The sequence below is a fragment of the Natronoarchaeum rubrum genome, assembly GCF_024494695.1.
Map to the genome: position 1 here is coordinate 197871 of NZ_JANHDP010000007.1, position 21261 is coordinate 219131.

Consider the following 21261-nt stretch of genomic DNA (forward strand, 5'->3'; position numbering starts at 1 on the left):
TTTCAGCACGTAGTAAAAGTTTGAGATATCGATTCGCGACGGCGACGACGCCGCTGTGTGTGCCATCGCGTGGCGTGGTACCGACCGTTCCGAACGCGCTTTAGGTGCGGATCGCCTGGACACGGTTATGGACTACGAATCAAATCTACAGAGAGCGATCGACGATATGCCGGAGATCGAGGGCAGCGACGAGCGTCTTTCGCTCCCGGACGCCGCCGCCCAGAAGGACGGCGCGTTCACACGATTCACGAACCTCTCCGAGATCGCCGACCAACTCTCGCGAGAGCCCGAGCACATCCACCGATTCGTCCAGCGAGAACTCGGGACCAGCGGCACGTTCGAGGAGGGTCGCGGCCGGTACAACGGCGACTTCACGAACGGCGAGCTGGACGCCGCGATCTCGAAGTACGTCGACGAGTACGTCCTCTGTACGGAGTGTGGACTGCCGGACACGCGGATCGTCACCGAGAACCGGACGCAGATGCTGCGCTGTGACGCCTGCGGCGCGTTCCGACCCGTCCAGAAGCGCAGTCAGGCCACCCAGCAACAGAGCGCCGAGGCCGTCGAAGAGGGCAAGACCTACGAGGTCAAGATCACCGGCACCGGCCGCAAGGGCGACGGCGTCGCCGAGAAGGGCAAGTACACGATCTTCGTCCCCGGCGCCAACGAGGGCGACGTGGTCCAGATCTACATCGAGAACATCAGCGGCACGCTGGCGTTCGCCCGCATCGCGAACTGAGCGCGGCGTCCCGGTTTCGACCGCTTTTTCGTTTCGACGCCGATCTCACTCCAGCGATGCGACCGCCGTCAGGCGGTCGCCCCGCTCGACGTGGTGGTTGTCGTCGCCGTACGCGAGCAGTCCGGCGTCGACCAGCCGCGGGACATCGGCGTGGTGCAGCGCCAGCTGTACGCTGTTGATGCTGGGGCGATCGGGAGACTCGCACTCGGCGACGTGCTCCGCGAGTTCCTCCAGCGACGCGCGTCCGTGCTCGTCGACGTACGCCGCGACGTGTCGCCGCCGCGGCGACGACAGCGCGTCGAACAGCTCGTCGAGTCCTCCTTCGGTCCGTTCGGCGTCCTGCAGACGAGCCAGCAAGTCGCGGTGATCGTCGTCGGACGGGGACTCGTCGGCCGATTCGGGGATGCCGCCGGTAGATCGTGTGTCGGTCATCTGGTGTTCGTAGAGTGACCCGGGTCGGCCATCACATCTGTTCCAAATTCTTTAGGCGGCTGTCGCTCGGATCGCGGCACGCTGCCGTCGGAGCGACGCGGCTGGAGCCGACAGCTGCCGCTGTCGCGGCCGTAGCGTCGGAAAATCGCGGCGAGCGGGGAGGACGCTCGCCGCGGGGATGGGGAAACTGGCGAACCACGGAGCGTGGCCGTCGGCGGTCGCAGCCGCGTCGCACGACCACACGCTTGGATGCGTACGGGTCCTCCTAAAACTTCCGGCATTCGGCGTCGTTTGCAGCGAGTCCGTCGATCGAACGAACGAGCGCCGAGGCGTCGACGTGCTCGTCGATCAGCGCGGCGGCGCTCGCGTACGGGTCCGCGGTCGTCCTCGGGCTCCCGTCGTCGTCGGGCGCTGACGGCCGGTCCCGTCCAGCGACGGCGAACGCGGCGTCGACGAACGCCTCGCGGGCGATGCGGTTCTCGAACAGCCCGTGGAGGTAGGTCCCGAGCACGTCGCCGACCGCCGCACCGCGGCCCTCGAACGGCCGGTCGACGGCGTCGAGCGGCGTCGTCTCTCCGGCGTGGATTTCGTATCCCGACACCGTCCCGGTCGCACCGGACAGCGGGCCGACCCCGCGCAGCTCCCGATCGACCGACTCGACGCGCTTCTCGGGCGAGAACTCGGTTTCGACGGGGAGCAGCCCGACGCCCTCGACGACCGATCGATCCCCGGTCCCCTCGATATCGGCGCCGACGATCCGCTCGCCGAGCAGCTGGTAGCCGCCGCAGAGCCCCACGATCGGGCCATCGAACGCCCGGAGTTCGGCGTCCAGTCCCGCCTCGCGGAGCGCGAGCAGGTCGTCGACCGTGTTCTTGGTCCCCGGGACGACCGCCGCGTCGGCGTCCCCGAGGTCGGCGTCGAGCGGCCGGTAGGACACCCGGACGCCCGGAACGCGTTCGAGCGGCGCGAGGTCCGTGACGTTCGAGACGCGCGGGAGTCGCGGGACGGCGACCGTCACCGCGTCGGCGTCGTCGACGCCGTCCCCGGCGCCCCGATCCGCTCGCCCGTCTTCGTCGGGTAGCGAGACGCTGTCCTCCTCGGGCAGGCCGGGATCGTCGTAAGGTAGGACGCCGAACACCGGCACGCCGGTCCGCTCCGCGAACGCCTCGACGCCCGGCTCGACGAGCGAGCGATCGCCGCGGAACTTGGTGATCACGGCGCCGACGACGCGCTCGCGCAGGTCCTCGGGCAACAGTTCGAGGGTGCCGACGAGGCTTGCGAACGCGCCGCCGCGGTCGATATCGGTTACGAGCAGGATCGCGGCGTCGGCGAACCGGGCCGTCTCGACGTTCGCCAGATCCCGGTCGTGGAGATTTATCTCGCCCATCCCGCCGGCGCCCTCGGCGATCACGATGTCGGCGTCCGCGGCCAGCCGGCGGTGGGCGTCCCTGGCAGCGCGGCGGGCGTCCGCCCAGTGCTCGTCGTAGTAGCGCCCGGCGGCGAAGTGGCCGACCGCCTCGCCGTCGACGACGAGCTGGCTCTCGCCCTCGCCGCGGGGTTTCAGAAGAACGGGGTTGCAGTCGGTCGAGGCCGGTCGTCGGGCCGCGCGGGACTGGACGTACTGGGAGACGCCGATCTCGCCGAAGGCGTCCGCCCGCCCGTCTTCGTCAGACGCCCCTTCGGCCTTCGGCACCGCGCGAGCGTTGTTGCTCATGTTCTGGCCCTTGAACGGTGCCACGTCGAGACCCCGATCCGCGAAGTACCGGCAGAGGCCGGCCGCGACGGTGCTCTTGCCGACGTGGCTCGCGGTGCCGCCGACCAGCAGCGTGGACGTATCGGGAGGGGATTCCGGGTCCGACGGCGGCGTCATCTCAGAACTCGATCCCCTTCCGGGCCGGCTGGCCCGCGTCGATCGGGTGCTTGTGCTTGCGCACTTCGGTCACGAGATCCGCAGCGTCGAGCAGATAGGTCGGCTCCTCGTGGCTCCCCGTCAGCACGAGTTCGAGGTCGTCGGGCTTGTCCTCGATCAGCCCGAGCACGTCGTCGGGCTCGACCAGCCCGCGGTCGGCGGCGTACAGCACCTCGTCGAGGATCAGCATGTGGAGCCGATCGTGGTCAGTGTCGTCGTCCTCGTCGAGCCCCTCGCCGTCGATCAGCTCGCAAGCACGCTCCAGCCCGGCCTCGGCTTCGGCTTCGTGATCCTCGTCGTCGCTCGCGGCGCCGAAGCCGTGCCAGCCGTAGTGGCCGGCGTTCTCGTACGTGAAGCCGGGAACGTGCTCGATGGCGTTGTACTCCCCGCGGACGTCCTCGACGGTGTTCGTCCCGCCCTTCATGAACTGGAGCATGTGGACGCGGTAGCCGTGACCGGCCGCCCGCATCCCCATCCCCATCGCGGCGGTCGTCTTGCCCTTGCCGCCGCCCCACCAGGCCTGCACCAGCCCGAACTCCTCAGGGTCGCTCGGTTCGATCGGCTCGGCTGCCAGCGCTCGACCCTGAGGGCCGCGCTCGGCGTCGGCGTCGCCGGCGCTCCCGTTGCTCTGTTCGCCTCGGCTCCCGTCGTCGGTGGTCTGATCGTCACTCATGGGTATCGAAAGATCGGTCGGTCGTCGCACTCGCCTCGCTCGACGCCGCTGCCGCCGGCTCGAACACCTCGGCCGAACGGGTCGTCGCGACGCCGTACTCCGCGTCGGCGACGGTCGCAGGAATCTCGCGGTCGGCGTAGCGCGATCGCAGGCTCGCGAGCACTGCGTCTCGGACGCAGGCCCGCGCCGCGGCGCCGATCGGCGTCCCGCTGCCGGAGAAGCGGGCGACGCTGTTCTCACTGTCCGCGCCGCTGCCGGGTTCCGCAACCGCCGGACAGCCCACGATCACCGCGTCGGTCGTGGTCCCCGGGAACCCCGCCTCGCGCACCAGCGCGGCGGCCTTCGCCTCGGCGACCACCGCGACGAGGTTCGCGAGCGCGCCCTCGGTCAGCGTCCGGTCGGCGTACAACAGAACGTTGACCGTCCCCGGCCCGTGCTCGTCCGGGGAGCGGTCGCTCGCTCGGCTCGACGCCGCGTCGGCGTCCTCGCGCTCGTCCGGAAACAGCGCGGCCGGATTCGAGACGCCGGCGGTGGCGACCGCCAGCACCGACGCGTTCGCGTCGGCGTCCGGATCGGCGTCGAGGCGCGCTGCCCGGGCGTGCTCCATCGCGACGCCGGTCAGCAGCGCCGGGCCGTCGGCGTCCTCGGGAGCGCCAGCGACCGAGGGCTCGCTGGACTCCCGTCCAGCGGCGTCCTGACGAGTCTGCGAGTCAGGGCTCGACGAGTCTCGCTCGTCGGCGTCCCGATGAGGCGAAGCCGAATCGGGGCTCGACGAACTCCGTTCGTCGGCGTCGAACGCCGCGGCGTCCAGCCGCTCGTCGACGTAGGCGTCGAGGTCGGTCCGGTCCCAGCCGGTTGGCACCGAGATATTGTACGCCGCGTCGGCGTCCCGGCGGCCGCCGCGCCAGCCCGTCGAGAGCCACGTCGCGCCGGGCGCTCGAAGCCGGAGGACGCCGTCGCGCACGTCGATCTCCGGCGTCGGCGCGGCGTCCCGATCGGAGATCGACCCGTCCTCAGCCATCTGCGAGCACCTCCAGCAGCCGGTCGTTGGCAGCTTCGTCTTTGACGGCCACTCGAATATGAGAATCCAGCCCGCGGAACGTCCGGGCGTCCCGCAGGGCGATGCCGGCGTCGCGGGCGCGATCGAGCAGGGTATCAACGTCCCGGTCGCCGCAGTCCAGCAGGAGGAACGGCGCGTCGGACGTGTGGACGTCGAACCGGTCGTCGAGCGCCTCCTCCAGTCGGGCGCGCTCGGCGGCGACGCGATCGCGCGTCTCGGCGACGAACGCGTCGTCGCGCAGGCAGTGCGCGCCGACCGCGGCGGCGGGCGTCCCAAGGTTCCAGGCTCGCCGGGCCGTCGCGAGGTCGTCGCGGCGCTCGCCGGTCGCCACCGCGAACCCCGCGCGGAGCCCGGGCAGGCCGAACAGCTTGGTCAGCGAGCGGGCGACGATCGCGCCCTCGTGGCCCGCAAGCGAGGGGCGGTCGGTGAAGCCGAGAAACGCTTCGTCGACCAGCAGCGGCGTCCCGGCGGCCGCGCAGCCGTCCGCGAACTCGTGGAGGGCGCCGGAGTCGTACGCGTCGCCCGTCGGGTTGTTGGGATTGCAGACGATCGCGAGATCGTACTCAGCGGGGTCGGCATCGAGCAGCCGGTCGTGGGCGACGAACTCCGGCTCGGCGCCCTGCAGGCGCACCTCGCGGGCGTACTCGGCGAAGCTCGGCGCCGGAACGAGCGCACGATCGCCCGCTTCCAGCGTGACCTCGATCGCGAGCCTGATCGCCGCCAGCCCGCCGGGCGTCGGGATGACCTGTTCGGGAGCACAGTCGACGTACTCGGCCGCGGCGGCGCGGAAATCGGGATACTCGTCGTCGGGGTACCGGCGCGAGCGCGAAAGCGCCTCGCGGTAGACCGCCTCGACGCCGTCGGGCGTCCGGGTGTTGACGTTCGCGCTGAAGTCGAGCACGTTCGGGTCCGGCTCCCCGCCGTGGTGGACGCGCTCGCCGCGTCGGACGGCGTCAGGCTCCACCGCCGTCACCTCCGAACGACGAATCGCCGATGCCGCCGGACGCCGAATCCTCGGCGTCGTCGGACACCGACGCGGCCGCGTCGACGTCCAGCCGATCGTACACCGCCGCGATCCGGTCGCGCACCGCCGCCATCGACGCGTCGGATCGATCGGCGAGCGCCAGCGCACCGCCCGTTCCGACGCCCTCCTTGGCTTCGCCGGCGACGTACCGGGCCATCGCGACGTGGTCCGACCGGTCGAAGCCGGGGTCGGTGACGGTGAGGTCGAGGTCGAACTCCCGGGCGGCGGCGTCCAGATCGACGTTCGGGTCGTCGTCGACGAACGACGTCGTCGCGAGCGAGAGCGGCACCTCGACCCCGGCGTGGCGCACCAGCGCGGCGGCGGCGACGAGCTGGGTGCCGCCGGCCAGCGTGACCGCCGTGCCCGACGCCGCGGCGCCGATCGCCAGCCCCGCGACGGACGCCAGCACCGGATCGCCGACGCGTCGGATCGCCTCCACTGGATCGCCCGCGAGGTCGCCCGGCTCGACGCCGCTCTCTGCCAGCGCGTCGTCGACGACCCGGCGCTTGAGATCGGTGGGGTTCTCTGCGAGCGACGAGGAAACGCCGACCGACTCGCCCAGCGCCGTCAGGACGCCGAGCGCCGTCGTCGTGCCGCCGGGGATCGTCTCGCCGATCAGCAGCTCGTCGTCGGGGAGCGCGCCCCCGAACTTGCGGGCCGCATCGACGGTCTCGCCGGCGTCCGGCACCGCGACCGGGTCGCGGACGTCCCGTCCCGGTCGGGCGTCGACGCCGACCGTCGGCGCGCCAGTCTCGGCGGCCAGCCCGGCGTCGACGACCGTGAGATCGAAGCCGACTGCCTCGCGGACCGCTCGCGTCAGGACCGCGGGCGTCGGGCAGCCGGTCGGGCTCACGGGGACGTGGTTGCCGGTGATCGGCCGGCCGTAGGCGACGATCTCGGCGTCGATCGCGGGCGTGTGGGCCATCAGCTCCCGCGTCGCGCCGGCCGCGCTGATCCCCTCGATCCCGGCCGTGCGGGTCGATCCCGCCGCGAGGACGAGCCTCACAGCAGCGCCTCCGCGATTTCGGCGTCTCGCTTCCGGTTCACGTTCACAGCCAGCCGCGCGTCGTAGCTCAGAAACATGGTGTCAGTGCAAGTTGTCTCGTCGTCGGTCGCGACGTTGAGCCCGGTCGGGGCGAACTCGGCGGGGCGTGGAGAACTAGCTCCCGCCACGTCAGCGTCCAACTCCGCGGGATCGAACGCCGCGTCGACGCCGACGCCGAGCCGACGCTTGAGTTCCGCGGGGACGCAGACGGTCAGCGCGCCGCCGTCGTGGGCCGCGAGCGCGGCGTCGACGAGGTCGGCGCCCAGCAGCGGGAGGTCGGCCGCGACCGTGAGAACGGGCGCGCCGATCTCGTCGAGCGCACTCCCGAGATCCGCGACGTACCCCTCGCCCGGCGTCTCGATCAGATCGACGCGGCCGTCGAGATGTTCGCGCGTCTCGGGTGCGGCGGGCGACACCGCGGCGTGAACGGCGTCGACCGCGCCGGCGTCGAGCGCGGCCAGCACCCGGTCGATCATCGGCCGTCCGCCGACTTCGAACAGCGGCTTCTCGATGCGGTCCTCGGGCGTCTCCCGATCGACCGACGCCGCGAGGCGGCGCCCCTCGCCGCCGCACATCACGAGAGCGTCCACGGGAGCACCTCCGGGAGGATCGACCACGCGATCAGGCCGCCGTACAGCCCCGCCAGCCGTCCGAGTTCGTTGGTCGCGCCGAACGCGTCGCCGCCGACCCCGCCGAGCGCGCGGTTCGACCAGCGCAGGACGGCGGCAGTCGCGACGAGCGCCCCGGCGAGCGCTCCAGTCGCGGCGGGACTCGGCCACGTCAGCGCGACGGCGGGCGCGGTGAGCAGCGCGGGAACGACGAGCGAGCGAGGACTGTTGATGGCCGTGAACGTCGAGCCCAGTCCGTCGTGGGGCGCGTCGCCCAGACAGGCCAGCGCAGCCATCCCGAGCTTCGCGCCGACCTCGGCGGCGACGACGATTCCGGCGGCGATCGACCAGGACAGCCCTGCGAGCGCGAGCGCCGCCAGCGCGAGGCCGGCGACGACCAGCGCGACCGCGAGGACGGCGCCGACACCGACGGTCGTGTCTTTCAGCACCTCGCGGCGGCGCTCGGGGTCGCCGTGGACGACCGCGGCGTCGCCCAGATCCGCGACGCCGTCGACGTGGTTGATTCCGGTCACGCCGTAGATCGCAACGACGTAGAGGAAGGCCCTCGCCGGGTCGGGCGCGGGGACGGCCAGCGCGAGCGCGGCCACGCCGCCGACGAGGTAACCTACCGGGAGAAACGCCGCCGGCGTCGCGGCGAAGGCGTCCCACGCGTCGGCGTCCCGGCCGGCCGGCAGCCGGGTGAGAAAGCCGATGGCGCCCGAGAGCGCTGGGAACCGGCTCATGCCCAGACGAGCACCTCCCAGAGGATCGCGACGCCGTACGCCGCTAGCCCGGCGGAGCCGACCAGCGAGATCGCGCGCTCGGCGTCGTCGACCGTCGGGAGCGAGGCGACGCCGTTGAGCGTGTAGCTGCCGGGCTTCTCTAACTTGACTTGCAGCGCGCTGGCGACGGTGCCCATCGGCCAGCCGGAGTTCGGCGAGGGCGGCGCGTCGGCCCACCGGCGCGCGGCCAGCATCGGGTCGGGCGAGCGCGCGACGATCGTCAGCAACAGCGCGCTCAGGCGGGCGGGAAGCCACATCACGGCGTCGTCGAGTCGCGCGGAGAGCCAGCCGTGGGGTTTCGAGGGGTAGCCGAGCATCGAGTCGAGCGTGTTGACGGCCTTGACCCACGCCGCCGCGCCCGCGGCGAGGGCGAGCGACTCCGGCGCGAGCAGGGCGAACGCGCCCAGCGGGGCGACCAGCCCGTCCGCGAGGTTCTCCGCTGCGCTCTCGACCGCGGCGCTCCGCAGGTGGCCCGCCGAGAGGTCGGTCGCATCCCGTCCCGCCAGCGCGGGCAGCCGCTCGCGAGCGGCTTCGACGTCGGTATCGCTCGCCGCGACGACGCCCGCGGCCTCGTCGAGCAGCATCCGCAGGCTCGTCGTCGCGAACAGCGCGAGCCCCGCCAGGACGCCGCCGGCGACGGGATGCACGAGCGAGCCGAGCGCGACGACGCCGCCGACTGCCAGTCCGGCCGCGAGCGGACACAGCAGTGCGATCCAGAAGCTCACCGACCGCGGGAGCGTCCAGTCCCGATCCAGCGGCTCGATCAGGCGGCCGAACAGCGCGACCGGATGCAGGCTCGCGGGCGGCTCGCGGACGAGCCAGTCCAGCGCGGCCGCGAGCGCGATCGCGCCGGCGGCGATCAGCGACACGGCGATCCCTCCTCGGGGTCCGACCGCTCAGTCTCGGCGTCACGCCGCCCTGCCTCGGCGTCGAGCCGCTCCGGCACCGCCGACAGCGGAACGTCGTCGAGCGGGATCGCCGTCCCGCCGAGCCGCTCGATCCCGCCGTCGGTTCGCGAATCGTCGCCGACGTGGACGAGCGCCTCGACGCCGACGTCCAGTTCGTCGGCGATCGCCGCGAACGCTCGCCGATCGGGCTTTCGCCACCCGCAGTCGACGCTGGCGACGACGGCGTCGAACACGGCCGGGTCGAGGGCCGAGCGGTCGAGGGCGCGCTCGACCAGCCCCGGGACGCTGCAGTTCGAGAGCACGCCGACCGGGCCGCGCTCGGCCGCCGCGTCGACCGCTGCGACCGCGCCCGAGCGCGTCCGGACCGGGCGGTCGAACGCCGCTACGACCGCCTCGCGGACGACGACATCCTCGGTGGCGTCGACGCCGCGACTCGCCAGTGCGGCGCGGACGTGCTCCGGCAGGGCGATTTCGGCGCCCTCCGGCGCGTCGACGTGCGGTTCCGCGTAGGCGGCCGGCCAGTCGTCGGGCACCGAGCCGCCGCGCTCTGCGAGTTCGCGAGCCACGGCGCGCGCCGGCGACGCCGGTCGTTCGGCGGCGACCAGCGTCCCGAATAGATCGAACGAGACTGCCACTGTCGACGGATTAGTGCAAGTCTACTTGAATACCGCGGTCGGCGTCGTCTGTTTGGTTATATTCATACTCACATGCGAAAATTTATTGGTCGGTGGGAGAACACCTCCGGCAATGGTCGAGGCGTTCGCGGTCGCGAGCGGCAAGGGCGGCACGGGCAAGACCACCGCCACGCTGGCGCTCGGAATGGCGCTGGCCGAGGAGCACGACGTGACGGTCGTCGACACGGACACGGGGATGGCGAACCTCCTGTTCCACGCCGGCCTGTCCGACGTCGAGACGACGCTACACGATCTGCTCGTCGGGGACGCCGACGTGCCGGTCGCGGCGGCGACCTACGAACGCCACGGACTGCGCGTCGTGCCCTGCGGGACGAGCCTCGCGGGGTTCGAGGCGGCCGATCCCGAACGGCTCCGCGAGGTCGTCGCGACGCTGGCGGCCGACACCGACGTGTTGTTGCTGGACTCGCCGGCCGCGCTGGGCTCGAAGAGCGCCGTCCTGCCGATCGTGCTCGCCGACCGGACGATCGCGGTGCTGCAGCCGACGATCCCCGCGCTCAGCGACGGGCTCAAGGTCCAGGAGTACGCCCGCTCCTACGGCACGGGGTCGGCGGGCGTGGTGTTCAACCGCGTCCGCGAGCGATCGCGGGTCGACGCCGTCGCCGACCGGACGCGGGAGTACTTCGACGGGCCGATCCTCGGGCAGGTCCCCGAATCGACCGCCGCCGACGACGCCCGCGCCGCGGGCGAACCGCTGCTCGCGTACGCCCCCGACTCGCCCGCCGCGACGGCGTTTCGCGCGGCCGCCGACGAACTGACCGTCGACGACGGCGACTCCGGCGCGGTCGCCGACCGCTTTCGCAGCGCCGTCGTCCCCGAACGGCCATGAAGCTCCCCCGCGGGCAGCTGGTCCGCTCGCGGGTCGTGTCGACCCCGGGCACGGCGATGGCGACGATGCTCGATCGCGGGCTCACCGGCTACGCGCTGCTGGAACCGCAGGACGCCCTGCTGCTTGACGCCGACGAGCGCGGCGTCCTGACGTTCGAGGACGGCGTCCCGGTGCTGGCCTACCACACCGGAACCGACCGCGGCGGCGTCGAGGCGCTGGCCGATATCGCCGTGCCCGGCCCCTACAGCGTCGACGTGTTCGAGCTTTCTGCCGCCGACGTGGCCGACCTGCACGACACGCCCGAACTGACGGTTCCCCCGGGCATACCCGCCGAGCGCGTCGCCGGCGATCCGGACCTCGCGGATCGGACGCGGGAGCGGGCCCGCGCGCTCGGTCTGGACGACGCCGCGGGCGCTGACGCCGACGCGCCCGGTGCGGCCGAGGATCGGGACGATCCCGTCGCGACGTTTCTGGAGAACGGCGAGAAGATCGACGCCATCCGCGAGCAAGCACGGGAGGAGGCCGAACAGCGCGCCCGGGAGTGGGGGCTGGCCGACGAGTTGGTCGACGGCGACGAACGGTCGGACGAACAGCAGGATGCGGCCGACGCGACGAGCGAGCTGCCGAACCACGACGACCGGTCGCACGTCGGCCGGGAGGACGAACAATCGGGCGACGGCCGGGCGGACGAACGATCGGGCGACACGCTCACCGCTCGGGACGACGCCGACTGAGTCTCACCGCTCCGTCGGCCCGTCCGCCTCGCCGATCACGAGCGTGTTCTCGATCAGGTTTCGATGCCCTCGCCGAAGCCGCTCGGAGAGCGCCTGATGGGAGATACCCAGCTCGTCGGCCAGCGCGTTCATCGGCTGCTCGCGCGGGATGTCGTAGAACCCTCGATCGTAGGCCGTCTCCAGGGTATCCAGCTGTTCGGCGGTCAGTCCGTACTGCCCCCGTCGGGTGGCGTCTTCGAGTTCGTAGATGCGCTCGATGTCCAGCGAGAGCCCCTGCTGGTCGCAAAACTCGAACGTCGCCGACAGCGATTCCCGGTCGGTAAAGAGGATCCGGAGATGCCAGCCGTCGCCGTTGCCGTACGCCGAGAGGATCGTCCCCTCTTCCTCGGTCAGTACGTGCAGGATGAAGCGGATGTCCTCGACCCATTCCATCTGGTAGAGCCACTCCTCGTCGCTGTCGGCCAGCCGTGTGACGTTCGCGATCGAGCCGTCGTCGTCGAGCGCGCTCTCCAACTCGTCCTGTGCCGGCGCGCGCGCCGTCAGGAACGGGATCACGTCGTTGCTGCCGTGGGCGGCGACCCGCATCACCTCGAACTCGGCGTCGGGGACGGCGTCCAGGGTTTCGCGGAGGACGAACTCGTCGGTGGGAATGCGGATCTCCGCGATCGTGCTCATGCGTGCCGTACCACGAACCTCCCCATAAAGGCACGAACGGCTCGTTTCGCTGACGTACGGGGTTCTGATACGTTCGCGCGTCCGATTCAGAAGCCGCCGTAGCGCAGGTACACCATCACGACGACGATTGCGAGCTGAAAGGCGCCCTGAACGCCGCTGAGCCGGGCGTTTCGCATCCCGATCGAACTGATCACGTCCGGATCGGGGTTCGCCGAGACCATCTGACGGTACATTCGCACCTCGCCGGGCAGCAAGACGCCGAAGCCGAGCACGCTGAGGACGATCACGATCGCGATGGCGACGACGATCGCGGGTTCGGTCATCGCGAACTCGGGCAGCGTCGCCGCGAGGTAGGTGCCGCTACCGACCAGCGCCACCCCGAACGCGGCCTGCCAGCGCCGGTCGCCGAAGGCGTCGAACTGCCGACCGATCAGCGCGAGCGCCGGGAGCAGCGACGCCGCGGTGAGGATCGCGATCCACGGCTGGAGATTCTCGTAGAACGCGATGCGGACCGCCAGCGTCACGCCGCCGCCGATCGTCACGAGCGCGAGCGACGGCATCAGGAACGTCATCTTCGGGGTGAATCGCTCGAACACGCTCGCGCGCTCCTCGACGGCCAGCCCGCCCAGCACCGGGCCGAGCACGAGCGCCATGAACAGGTCGATGCCGGTCCAGAGGATCCCGGCCATCACGTGGACGAACGTGTGCTGGATCAGCGTGCCGAACTGCAGGACGTACGCGAACGCGGCGACCGGGATCGCGACGGCGCCGACCGCGAACGCCGGGTTCGCCCGGTCGGCCATGCCGCGGACGGTCGCACGGATCGTGGTCATGGACGAGTGCGTCGGAGCGGCGGCTGTTAAACCTTGTCGATAGCTACCGATGCACAATGCGGTGCGCTTTCGGCTTGTCCGACGCTACGTCGCGTACTGTTCTCCCCCAGCGTATGCGCTCGTCAGGCGACGAGCGCGCCGAACACCCGCTCTTCGATCTTTCGGAGGTGCTCCCCGGCGGTCGTCGGGGCGACGTCGACCCGCTCGGCGACGTCTTCGAGCGTCGCCTCCCGCGGCGTCCGGTAGTAGCCCGTCTCGACCGCCACCTCCAGAACCTCCCGCTGGCGGACCGTCAGCAGCCTCGTCAGTGGCGCCTCGCTCGGGTCGTACTCGCCCGTTTCGAGCACCTCGAAGGCGACGTCGGCGTCCTCGCCGACCGTCTCGTAGAGCTCGCGGAACGCGGCGTCGCTACCGAGGTAGGTCACGCGGAGCGCCCCGTCGGCGTCGAAGCGGATCGGCGTCTCGACGACGAGTTCGGCGTCGCGCTGCAGTTCGAGCGTCCGGCGAGCCAGCGGCGTCGGCTCGAACTGGCTCACGGCCGTCCAGCGCTCCTCGCCCGACACGAGGTAGTCGGCGACGTACTCGGAGTCGCGCATGATCTCCTCGTACCGGTCACGGTCGCCGCTGCCCTCGGCGAACAGAAGCACCGTCTCGTCGTCGAGCAACTCGACGTGGTGGATCGCCTCCCGCTCGATCGACGGCTCCGCCGAGAGCTCTCGCCCGAGCGGGTGAAACGCGTCCGCGGCGGGCTCGACGCGGGCGGTAAGGTATCGCATACGGAGGGGTGCTCGGTCCGTCCTCATAAAGAGGCGTGGATGCGCTGCAGTCGGCGCTTGCCGATCGGCCGCCAACGAACAGGTATGAGACGCACCCGATCGAACGGGCGGGTCGACGCGGCGACCGACGTCGCGATCGTCGGCGGCGGCATCTGCGGACTCACCGCGGCAATCGCGCTCGAACGACGGGGCCGGGAGCCGACGGTGTACGAGGCCGCCGCCGAGTACCGGCCGATCGGCGCCGGGCTCCTCTTGCAGACGAACGCGCTGCTCGTGCTAGAGCGCCTTGGCGTCGCCGATCGGGTCAGGGAGACCGGCGTCCCGCTCGGCGACAGCGCGATCCGAGCCCCGGACGGCCGGGCGCTCAAGCGGTTCGACCTGAATCGAATCGAGCGCGCCGAGTTCGGCCACGGCTTCGTCGCGATCCACCGCGCCGACCTCCAGAAGATCCTCCTCGACGAACTCGACGCGACCGTCCGGACCGGGATGGAGTGTACTGCGGTGACCGACGCCGACCGGCCGACCGTCCGGTTCGCGGACGGGACGCGGGTCAGCCCGGACGTCGTCGTGGGCGCCGACGGGATCCACTCCGCCGTGCGCGACGCCGTCGTCCCGAACGTCGAGCCGCGATCGCTCGACGGCGTCTGCTACCGCGCGGTCGTCGACGTCGATCTGCCCGAACGGCACCGTGACCGCGGCCTCGAAGTGTGGGGCGAGGGGAGCTACACCGGCGGCGCTCCGCTCGACGACGACCGGTTCTACTGGTTCGCGACGGTCTCCGAGTCGACGGCCGCGGAACTGGACGGTTCGCGCGAGGTCGTCGCCGCGCTGCGGGAACGATTCGGCACGTTCCCAGAACCGATCCCCGCCGTCGTCGACGCGCTCGATCCCGACGACGTCTTCGCGACCGAACTCGAGGACGTGCCGGCGCTCGACCGGTGGTCCCGCGGGTCGGTCGTCCTCGCCGGCGACGCGGCCCACGGAATGTTGCCGTTCGCCGGGCAGGGCGCGGCCCAGTCGATCGAGGATGGACTCGCGCTGGCCGACGCCGTCGACCGGCACGGCGATCCGGCGGCCGCGTTCGAGACCTACGAAGCCGAGCGCAAGCCGCGGGCGGACGGCGTCCGCGCCGAGTCGCGCCGGCTCGGTCGGCTCGGGACGGTCCAGTCGTCGCTCGGCGCGCGACTCCGAAACCTCGCGGTCGGACTCGTTCCGGCGTCGCTCTTCCGGCGTTTCCGTCGACGACGAGCCTCGCGGACGACGCTCCCCGACGCCGCGGTCGCCGACGGCGGTCCGGACGCCTGACCCGAGTGGGCCCGACGCCGAACGGACCGCGGCGCCCGCCGCTCGGCTCACCCAGAGAGGTCGCGACGTTCGAAGTACTCGCTGCTCGCGACGACGAGGACGACGACGGCGACGAGCAGCACCGAGAGATCGGCCGCCGAGATTTCGCCGTCGACGAGGATGGCGCCGGGGTCGAAGTACCGCGAGAACGCCACGTCGCCGAGCCACTCGTAGTCGGTGTCGAACGTGAACGTATCGAGCAAGAACAGTCCGAACACCGCGCCGGCGCCGGCGGTCTGGGCGCGCCGCGTCGCGTCGAACGCCACCGACGCCAGCAACCCGACGCCCGCACACGCGAGCAGGTAGGGGATCGAGACGACGTGGACGGCCAGCAGGTCGACGACGTCGATCGATTCGCCGACGAGCGCGACGCCGAGGTAGACCGCGAGAAACGTGATCGCGTTGACGACGAGCAGCCCCGGAACGAGCGAGAGGTACTTGCCGACGACGACGCGCGTCCGCGAGACGGGCAGCGAGAGCGTCAGGCCGACGGTGCCGCGCTCGACCTCGCCCGCGACCGTCCCCGCCGCGGCGTAGGCGTAGTAGATCGCGAGCAACAGCACCCAGCCGAACTGGTAGAGCTGCGAGACGAGATACCCTTCGATGGTCGTCAGCGTCGTCACGTTGCCGACGAACGCGCGCCGCGCTTCCGGCGGGAGCGACTCCAGATAGGCGTCGAAGTCGGCGCCCGTCTCCTGGATCGACGGGAACAGCCCGACGGTCAGTGCGATCAGGGCGACCAACGCGATCGCGAGCAGCACCGATCCCCGAAGTCGACGGCCGGCCTCGAAAGACGTGATCTCGAACATTGAGCGTCCCCCTCAGCAGCCTGTGACGCGGAGCGCGGTGGTAAGCGTGGGTCGTGCGTATTTGTATCGCGCCATGGATTTGGACGTGTGGCTACCAGTCGTCTCGACAACGGGGCGGAGCGACCGTGACCGACCGGCTACCCGGTCCCCGGCGTCGTTCGATCGTCGCCGGGCTGTTGCTGGTCGCGGCGGTGGTCTGGGTCGGCGCCGGAGCCGCCGCGGCACTCCCGTCCGACGCCCCGAACGCGGCGCTCCAGGACGGCACGCCGAACAACGAGAGCGCCACCAACGACACGACGGCGGGAGCGACGACCGACCAGCAGGACGGCACGCCACCGCAGAACGACTCGGACGCACAGCCCGGGACTGACGCCGGAGCGCCGGCCGCGGACGACTCCACGACGGCCGGGCCGCCGCCGATCGCCGAGCCCGACGAGAACGTCACCGTCGCCGTCGTCGAGAACCAGTCCGTCCCCGCGGGGGCGTCGACGACGCTCTCCCTGGAGGTCGAAAACGACGGCGACGGTAGGGTGAGGGATCTCGTCGTGACGCTGCAGACGCCCGGCGACGCGCTGATTCTCGGATCGCTGGACGCGCCGCAGGCGACCCGATCGGTCTACGTCGAGGAACTCCAGCCCGGCAGGACCGAGACGGTCGACCTCGACGTCGGCGCAGCCGCCGTCGAGCCGGGCACCTATCCGCTGTTCGCGTCGGTCCAGTACGCCGTCGACGTCGACGACGATGACGACGACGGGATCGGCAACGACACCGACGACGATGATGACGGCGACGACGGGGACAACGACGACGAGACCGAGATTGTCGGACCGAGCGGGCCGGCCGTGCTCGGCGTCCCGGTCACCGACGCGGTTTCGTTCGACGTGACGCCCGTCGAGAGCGAGATCCCCGTCGACGGGTCGGGGGTCTACAGCGTCCGGATCACCAACGAGGGCAACGAGACGGCGACCGGCGTCGTCGCGACGCTCGCGACCGGCCCGCCGCTGACCAGCGAGTCGCCGACCGCCTACGTCGGGACGCTCGAACCCGACGCGTCGGCGACGGTCCGGTTCGCGCTGGAGTCGTCCTCGGACGCGATCGAGACCACCGCGAGCGCGTCGATCGCGGTCGGCTGGGAGACCGACGCCGGAGATCGGGCGAGCGCGGACCCCGTTTCGGTCCCGGTCGACGTCGCCGACGCCGACGATGAGACGGACGTGGATTCCGTCGCACCGTTCGTCGCGGTCGCGCTCGTGCTGGCGATCGCGACGGTCTGGTGGTTCCGGCGGCGCTGATCCCGTCCGCTCACCGGCTGGCCAGCGCCGCACCGATCGCGATCCCGGCGCCCATCCCGATCGAGAGCCCCAGCGCGATATCGTCCATCGCGACCCCGAGGGCGGCGCCGACGCCGGCACCGAGCGCGACACCCACTCCCATCATCTGCCCGTCGATCTCGTCGCTTCCCTCGTCGTTGCTCATCCGAGTTCATGTCTCGCACGGAATCATAGCTCTACCGACCCGTTTCGGGGCAGACGGACGGCAGTCGAGCCCCGAATCGGAAATGCGACCTCTACTGGTCGAAGCGGACGACGATCTCGTCTCTCAGGGGCTAGACTCCCTCTGGGACGGTTCGGCGTCCTCGTCGGGTCCGGCGTCTTCGTCCTCCCCGTAGAAGTGCATGAACACGTCCTCGATCGAGGCGTCGCGAACCTCCAGGTCGAGCACGGTGTACTCGTGGAGCCGATCGATCAGGGCGTCGAACTCGCGCGAGAGCACGAGGCTGTAGGTCCCGTCGCGTCGCTCGACGCTCGACGTGCCCGGGAACTCCAGCGCGGCGGGCGGTGGCTCCTCCGCGAGGCGGGCCGTGACGACGGTACCGCCCTCCGCGAGGATGTTCTCGACGGTGTCGAGTTCGATCAGGTGGCCCTTCCGGATGATCCCGACGCGGTCGCAGACGCGCCGCACCTCGCTCAGGACGTGCGAGGAGAAGAAGCTCGTCAGGCCGCGCTTGCGGCGTTCCTCCAGTAGCTCGTAGAACTCGTTCTGAACGAGCGGGTCCAGCCCCGCGGTCGGCTCGTCCATGATCGCCAGCTCAGGATCGTGCATGAACGCCGCGACGATGGCGAGTTTCTGCCGGTTCCCGCTGGAGTACGCGCGGACGTTGCGATCGAGCGGGACGGGGAAGCGATCGAGGAGTTCCGCCCGGCGCCGATCGCCGCGCAGCCGCCCGAAGTAGTCGAGCACGTCGGCCCCGGTCACGCGATCGTAGAAGCGCACGTCGCTCGGGAGGTAGCCCACCGACCGCTTGGCCTCGCGCAGCGCCGCTCGGTCGGTGACGTCCCGCCCCAGCACGCGTGCCTCGCCGTCGGTGGGCTTGAGCAGCCCCAGTAGCACGCGGATCGCCGTCGACTTCCCCGCGCCGTTCGGCCCGAGAAAGCCGAAGATCTCGCCGGACGCCACGGTGAACGTGACGTCCTCGACGCCGCGCACGTCGCCGTAGTACTTCGTCAGCTCCGCGACTTCGATCGGGAACGGACCGTCGCTGGCCACGTGCGAACTACGACGAAGCGAGTGTTATACCCCGGCCCGGACTGGCGATCAGTACGCCGGCCCAGTCCACCGATCACTGCGCTCCTGCGGTTCGTCGTGGTTCCTAACGGGTCGTGTTCCCACGATTCGGAGAAGCCTCAAGGGCGACCGACCCCTACCGATGTCACTCTCTACGATGCCCTCTACGCGCACTACGCTCTCGCTGTTCGGCCTGCTGACCGTCGTCTGGGGGACCTCCTTCGTGGCGATCAAGGCCGGCCTCGATTCGTTCCCGCCGATCCTGTTCGCCGCTCTGCGTCACGACCTCGCCAGCCTGCTCCTGCTGGGGTACGTCGCGGCGAGCAGCCGCCGCTGGCTCCCGCGGACGCGGGCGGATCTGGAACTGATCGCGATCGGCGGCACGCTGATGGTCGGCGGCCACTTCGCGCTGCTGTTCGTCGGCCAGCAGTACGTCCCGAGCGCGCTGGGCGCGATCTTGCTCTCGCTGACGCCGATGCTCACCGCGCTCTTTGCGGTCGTCGCGCTGCCCGCCGAGCGAATGCGCATCCACGGCGTCGCCGGGATCGTGCTCGGCTTTCTGGGCGTGCTGGTCGTCGCGAACCCCTCGCCCAGCTCGCTCGGCGACCAGCTCGTCGGCGTCGGCCTGCTGCTCGCCTCGGCGGCCAGCTTCGCGATCGGCTCCGTCTGGACCGAACGCTACACGCCCGCGCTCCCGCTGGCGTCGATCCAGGCGTGGATGTTGCTTGTCGGCGCCGGCGTCCTCCACGCGATCAGCGCGGGCCTCGCGGGCGAGTCCCTCACCGCCGTCGAGTGGACTCACTCGGGCCTGCTCGCGCTCGTCTACCTCGGCGCGTTCGCCAGCGCGATCGGCTTCCTCGTCTACTTCCAGCTGATGGACGCCGTGGGGCCGAGCGAGACGAGTCTGGTCAACTACGCGACGCCGGTCGTCGCCGCCGTCGCGGGCTGGGCGCTGCTGGACGAGCAGATCACCGCGTTCACGGTCGCCGGGTTCGGCCTGATCCTCGGCGGCTTCCTGCTGGTGAAAGCCGACGCGATCCGGTCGAGCGTGCTCCACCGCGGCTCGACCGCGGTGCCGGCGTTCTACGACGACCCGCGCGAGCACGTCGTCGTCGAGGGCAACGCCTACGTGGTCGACGACGGTGCGGAGGGCGGCTACCCCGCCGACTGAGCTGCGACGGGGCCAAAAATCACAGACTGCGACGGGGTCTGGCGCTGTGATCGACCCTCGACCAGCGCAGAGGTCTAGCCGACGCACACGGTGTTTATTACTAATTCTACACTAGCAACTAACGTATGTCAGTCGATGACGATACACAGGCACCGGCGGAGCGCAAATCGGCGATCAACCAGCGACACGAGCAGGCTGCGAACGAAGTGCTGCCGGATCGGCGAGAGCTGTATATCGGGGGTGAGTGGGTCCAGAGCGCCTCGGGGGAGACGTTCGAGACGACCGATCCGACGACGGGCGAGACGCTCGCGGCGGTAGCGGCCGGCAACGCCGAGGATATCGACCGGGCAGTCGACGCGGCGTGGACGGCCTACGACGAGACCTACAGCGAGTATTCCGACGCCGAGCGACAGGCGATGCTCGACGCCATCGCGGACCGCGTCGAAGACAAGAAAGAGGAGTTCGCGCGACTCGAATCGCTCGACAACGGGAAGCCGATCACCGAAGCTCGCATCGACATGGGGCTGGTCGCCGACCACTTCCGGTACTTCGCGGGGATCGCCCGCGCCCACGAGGGACGGACCGTCGACACCGACGACAGCCGCCACCTCCAGACGATCCGGGAGCCCTACGGCGTCGTCGGCCAGATCATCCCGTGGAACTTCCCGCTGTTGATGGCCGCCTGGAAGCTCGGTCCCGCGCTGGCGGCCGGCAACGCGGTCGTCCTCAAGCCGGCCGAAGAGACGCCGCTGTCGATCCTCAAACTGATGGAGGAGGCCGGCGACGTGATCCCCGACGGCGTCGTCAACGTCGTCACCGGGTTCGGCCCCGACGCGGGCGAACCTCTCTCGAATCACGGCGACATCCGGAAGCTCGCCTTCACCGGCTCGACCGAGATCGGAAGTAAGGTGATGAAGAGCGCGGCCGACAACATCACCGACATCACGCTGGAACTCGGCGGCAAGAGCCCCCTCGTCGTCTTCCCCGACGCCGATCTGGAGCGGGCGGTCCAGACCACCATCACCGCGATCTTCTTCAACACCGGCGAGTGTTGCTGTGCGGGCTCGCGGCTGTTCGTCCACGAGGATATCAAAGACGAGTTCCTCGACGAGCTCGCCGCGGCGGCCGAGGAGATGACGGTCGACGATCCGCTGCTCGAATCGACGGATCTCGGCCCCAAGGTGACCGCTGAGCAGGTCGAGCGAACGATGGGGTACATCGAAGAAGCCGAGGAAGCCGGCGCGGCGTTCGTCACCGGCGGGAGTCAGCCCGACGACGAGGCGCTCGAAGATGGCTGTTTCGTCGCCCCGACGCTGATCGACCAGATCGACCACGACAACCGGGCGGTCCAGGAGGAGATCTTCGGCCCCGTCCAGGAGGTGTTCACCTGGAGCGACTACGACGAGATGATCGAACTCGCGAACGACGTCGACTACGGCCTCGCCGCCGGCATCCTCACCGAGGACCTCACGAAGGCCCACCAGTGCGCCAAGGACATCGAGGCCGGCCAGATCTGGGTCAACACCTACAACGACTTCCCGGCCGGCCAGCCCTTCGGCGGCTACAAGCAGTCGGGCATCGGCCGCGAGACCGCTCAGGAAGCAGTCGACCACTACACCCAGACCAAGTCGATCAACGTCAGTCTGGACTGAG

General features: G+C 70.7%; 23 protein-coding genes. 7 read left to right on the plus strand and 16 right to left on the minus strand.

All coding sequences use genetic code 11. The features are described 5' to 3' along the window. Window positions 1-127 precede the first annotated feature (127 nt). Window positions 128-739 carry a translation initiation factor IF-2 subunit beta gene (locus NO931_RS17790; RefSeq protein WP_256393706.1) on the plus strand — a complete coding sequence of 204 codons (612 nt, stop codon included), beginning with the start codon at window positions 128-130 and terminating at the stop codon, window positions 737-739. Between the two features lie 45 nt (window positions 740-784). Here NO931_RS17790 and NO931_RS17795 read toward each other — a convergent pair whose 3' ends face one another. The 10 genes from NO931_RS17795 to NO931_RS17840 form a co-directional block, all read right to left on the minus strand. Next, window positions 785-1171, minus strand: coding sequence for a DUF7344 domain-containing protein (locus tag NO931_RS17795; protein WP_256393707.1), 387 nt, complete (start codon window positions 1169-1171; stop codon window positions 785-787). A gap of 265 nt (window positions 1172-1436) precedes the next feature. Next, window positions 1437-3041: a cobyric acid synthase gene (locus NO931_RS17800; RefSeq protein ID WP_256393708.1), complete on the minus strand. Its 1605-nt coding sequence runs from the start codon at window positions 3039-3041 to the stop codon at window positions 1437-1439. A gap of 1 nt (window position 3042) precedes the next feature. Continuing rightward, window positions 3043-3753, minus strand: a complete 711-nt coding sequence (locus tag NO931_RS17805; RefSeq protein WP_256393709.1) for a cob(I)yrinic acid a,c-diamide adenosyltransferase — start codon at window positions 3751-3753, stop codon at window positions 3043-3045. Then, entirely contained in the window at window positions 3746-4774 is a 1029-nt protein-coding gene (locus NO931_RS17810; protein WP_256393710.1) for an adenosylcobinamide amidohydrolase, read from the minus strand. The genes NO931_RS17805 and NO931_RS17810 overlap by 8 nt, the downstream gene beginning before the upstream one ends. Further along, complete coding sequence (gene cobD, locus NO931_RS17815) at window positions 4767-5777, minus strand: threonine-phosphate decarboxylase CobD (RefSeq protein ID WP_256393711.1); 1011 nt, start codon at window positions 5775-5777, stop codon at window positions 4767-4769. The genes NO931_RS17810 and cobD overlap by 8 nt, the downstream gene beginning before the upstream one ends. Next, window positions 5767-6843 (minus strand): nicotinate-nucleotide--dimethylbenzimidazole phosphoribosyltransferase, encoded by a 1077-nt coding sequence (locus NO931_RS17820; RefSeq protein ID WP_256393712.1) that lies wholly within the window; start codon window positions 6841-6843, stop codon window positions 5767-5769. Before NO931_RS17820 ends, cobD begins: the two co-directional genes overlap by 11 nt. Further along, window positions 6840-7457 carry an NTP transferase domain-containing protein gene (locus NO931_RS17825; protein WP_256393765.1) on the minus strand — a complete coding sequence of 206 codons (618 nt, stop codon included), beginning with the start codon at window positions 7455-7457 and terminating at the stop codon, window positions 6840-6842. Before NO931_RS17825 ends, NO931_RS17820 begins: the two co-directional genes overlap by 4 nt. Next, on the minus strand, window positions 7457-8233 hold the full coding sequence (gene cobS, locus NO931_RS17830) for an adenosylcobinamide-GDP ribazoletransferase (protein WP_256393713.1): 777 nt from the start codon (window positions 8231-8233) through the stop codon (window positions 7457-7459). Before cobS ends, NO931_RS17825 begins: the two co-directional genes overlap by 1 nt. Next, window positions 8230-9135 carry an adenosylcobinamide-phosphate synthase CbiB gene (gene cbiB, locus NO931_RS17835; protein WP_259371627.1) on the minus strand — a complete coding sequence of 302 codons (906 nt, stop codon included), beginning with the start codon at window positions 9133-9135 and terminating at the stop codon, window positions 8230-8232. The genes cobS and cbiB overlap by 4 nt, the downstream gene beginning before the upstream one ends. Next, window positions 9132-9815, minus strand: coding sequence for an HAD family hydrolase (locus NO931_RS17840; RefSeq protein WP_256393715.1), 684 nt, complete (start codon window positions 9813-9815; stop codon window positions 9132-9134). Before NO931_RS17840 ends, cbiB begins: the two co-directional genes overlap by 4 nt. Window positions 9816-9927: 112 nt before the next feature. On the opposite strand from NO931_RS17840, the gene NO931_RS17845 reads away from it, so the two are divergent. Further along, window positions 9928-10701: a nucleotide-binding protein gene (locus NO931_RS17845; RefSeq protein WP_256393716.1), complete on the plus strand. Its 774-nt coding sequence runs from the start codon at window positions 9928-9930 to the stop codon at window positions 10699-10701. Beyond that, window positions 10698-11435, plus strand: a complete 738-nt coding sequence (locus NO931_RS17850; RefSeq protein WP_310737330.1) for a DUF8054 family protein — start codon at window positions 10698-10700, stop codon at window positions 11433-11435. Before NO931_RS17845 ends, NO931_RS17850 begins: the two co-directional genes overlap by 4 nt. A 3-nt stretch (window positions 11436-11438) precedes the next feature. Here the strand turns inward: NO931_RS17850 and NO931_RS17855 are convergent, their stop codons facing one another. The 3 genes from NO931_RS17855 to NO931_RS17865 form a co-directional block, all read right to left on the minus strand. Beyond that, entirely contained in the window at window positions 11439-12110 is a 672-nt protein-coding gene (locus tag NO931_RS17855) for a helix-turn-helix domain-containing protein (protein ID WP_256393717.1), read from the minus strand. Between the two features lie 86 nt (window positions 12111-12196). After that, a complete protein-coding gene (locus NO931_RS17860) occupies window positions 12197-12913 on the minus strand; it encodes a hypothetical protein (RefSeq protein WP_375142083.1) in 717 nt (238 codons plus the stop codon). 152 nt (window positions 12914-13065) lie between these two features. Beyond that, window positions 13066-13719, minus strand: a complete 654-nt coding sequence (locus NO931_RS17865) for a helix-turn-helix domain-containing protein (RefSeq protein WP_256393719.1) — start codon at window positions 13717-13719, stop codon at window positions 13066-13068. Between the two features lie 84 nt (window positions 13720-13803). Here NO931_RS17865 and NO931_RS17870 point away from each other — a divergent pair, with 84 nt between their 5' ends. After that, complete coding sequence (locus NO931_RS17870; protein WP_256393720.1) at window positions 13804-15024, plus strand: FAD-dependent monooxygenase; 1221 nt, start codon at window positions 13804-13806, stop codon at window positions 15022-15024. Between the two features lie 47 nt (window positions 15025-15071). Here NO931_RS17870 and NO931_RS17875 read toward each other — a convergent pair whose 3' ends face one another. Continuing rightward, on the minus strand, window positions 15072-15872 hold the full coding sequence (locus NO931_RS17875; protein ID WP_256393721.1) for an ABC transporter permease: 801 nt from the start codon (window positions 15870-15872) through the stop codon (window positions 15072-15074). A 125-nt stretch (window positions 15873-15997) separates the two neighbouring features. Between NO931_RS17875 and NO931_RS17880 the strand changes: the two genes are divergently transcribed. Then, window positions 15998-17164 carry a COG1361 S-layer family protein gene (locus NO931_RS17880; protein ID WP_256393722.1) on the plus strand — a complete coding sequence of 389 codons (1167 nt, stop codon included), beginning with the start codon at window positions 15998-16000 and terminating at the stop codon, window positions 17162-17164. A 10-nt stretch (window positions 17165-17174) separates the two neighbouring features. On the opposite strand, the gene NO931_RS17885 is transcribed toward NO931_RS17880, so the two are convergent. Beyond that, a complete protein-coding gene (locus NO931_RS17885; protein ID WP_256393723.1) occupies window positions 17175-17348 on the minus strand; it encodes a glycine zipper domain-containing protein in 174 nt (57 codons plus the stop codon). Between the two features lie 123 nt (window positions 17349-17471). Then, window positions 17472-18419: an ABC transporter ATP-binding protein gene (locus tag NO931_RS17890; protein WP_256393724.1), complete on the minus strand. Its 948-nt coding sequence runs from the start codon at window positions 18417-18419 to the stop codon at window positions 17472-17474. 160 nt (window positions 18420-18579) lie between these two features. Between NO931_RS17890 and NO931_RS17895 the strand changes: the two genes are divergently transcribed. Next, window positions 18580-19608: a DMT family transporter gene (locus NO931_RS17895; RefSeq protein ID WP_256393725.1), complete on the plus strand. Its 1029-nt coding sequence runs from the start codon at window positions 18580-18582 to the stop codon at window positions 19606-19608. A 125-nt stretch (window positions 19609-19733) separates the two neighbouring features. After that, window positions 19734-21260, plus strand: coding sequence for an aldehyde dehydrogenase family protein (locus NO931_RS17900; protein WP_256393726.1), 1527 nt, complete (start codon window positions 19734-19736; stop codon window positions 21258-21260). Window position 21261 lies beyond the last annotated feature (1 nt).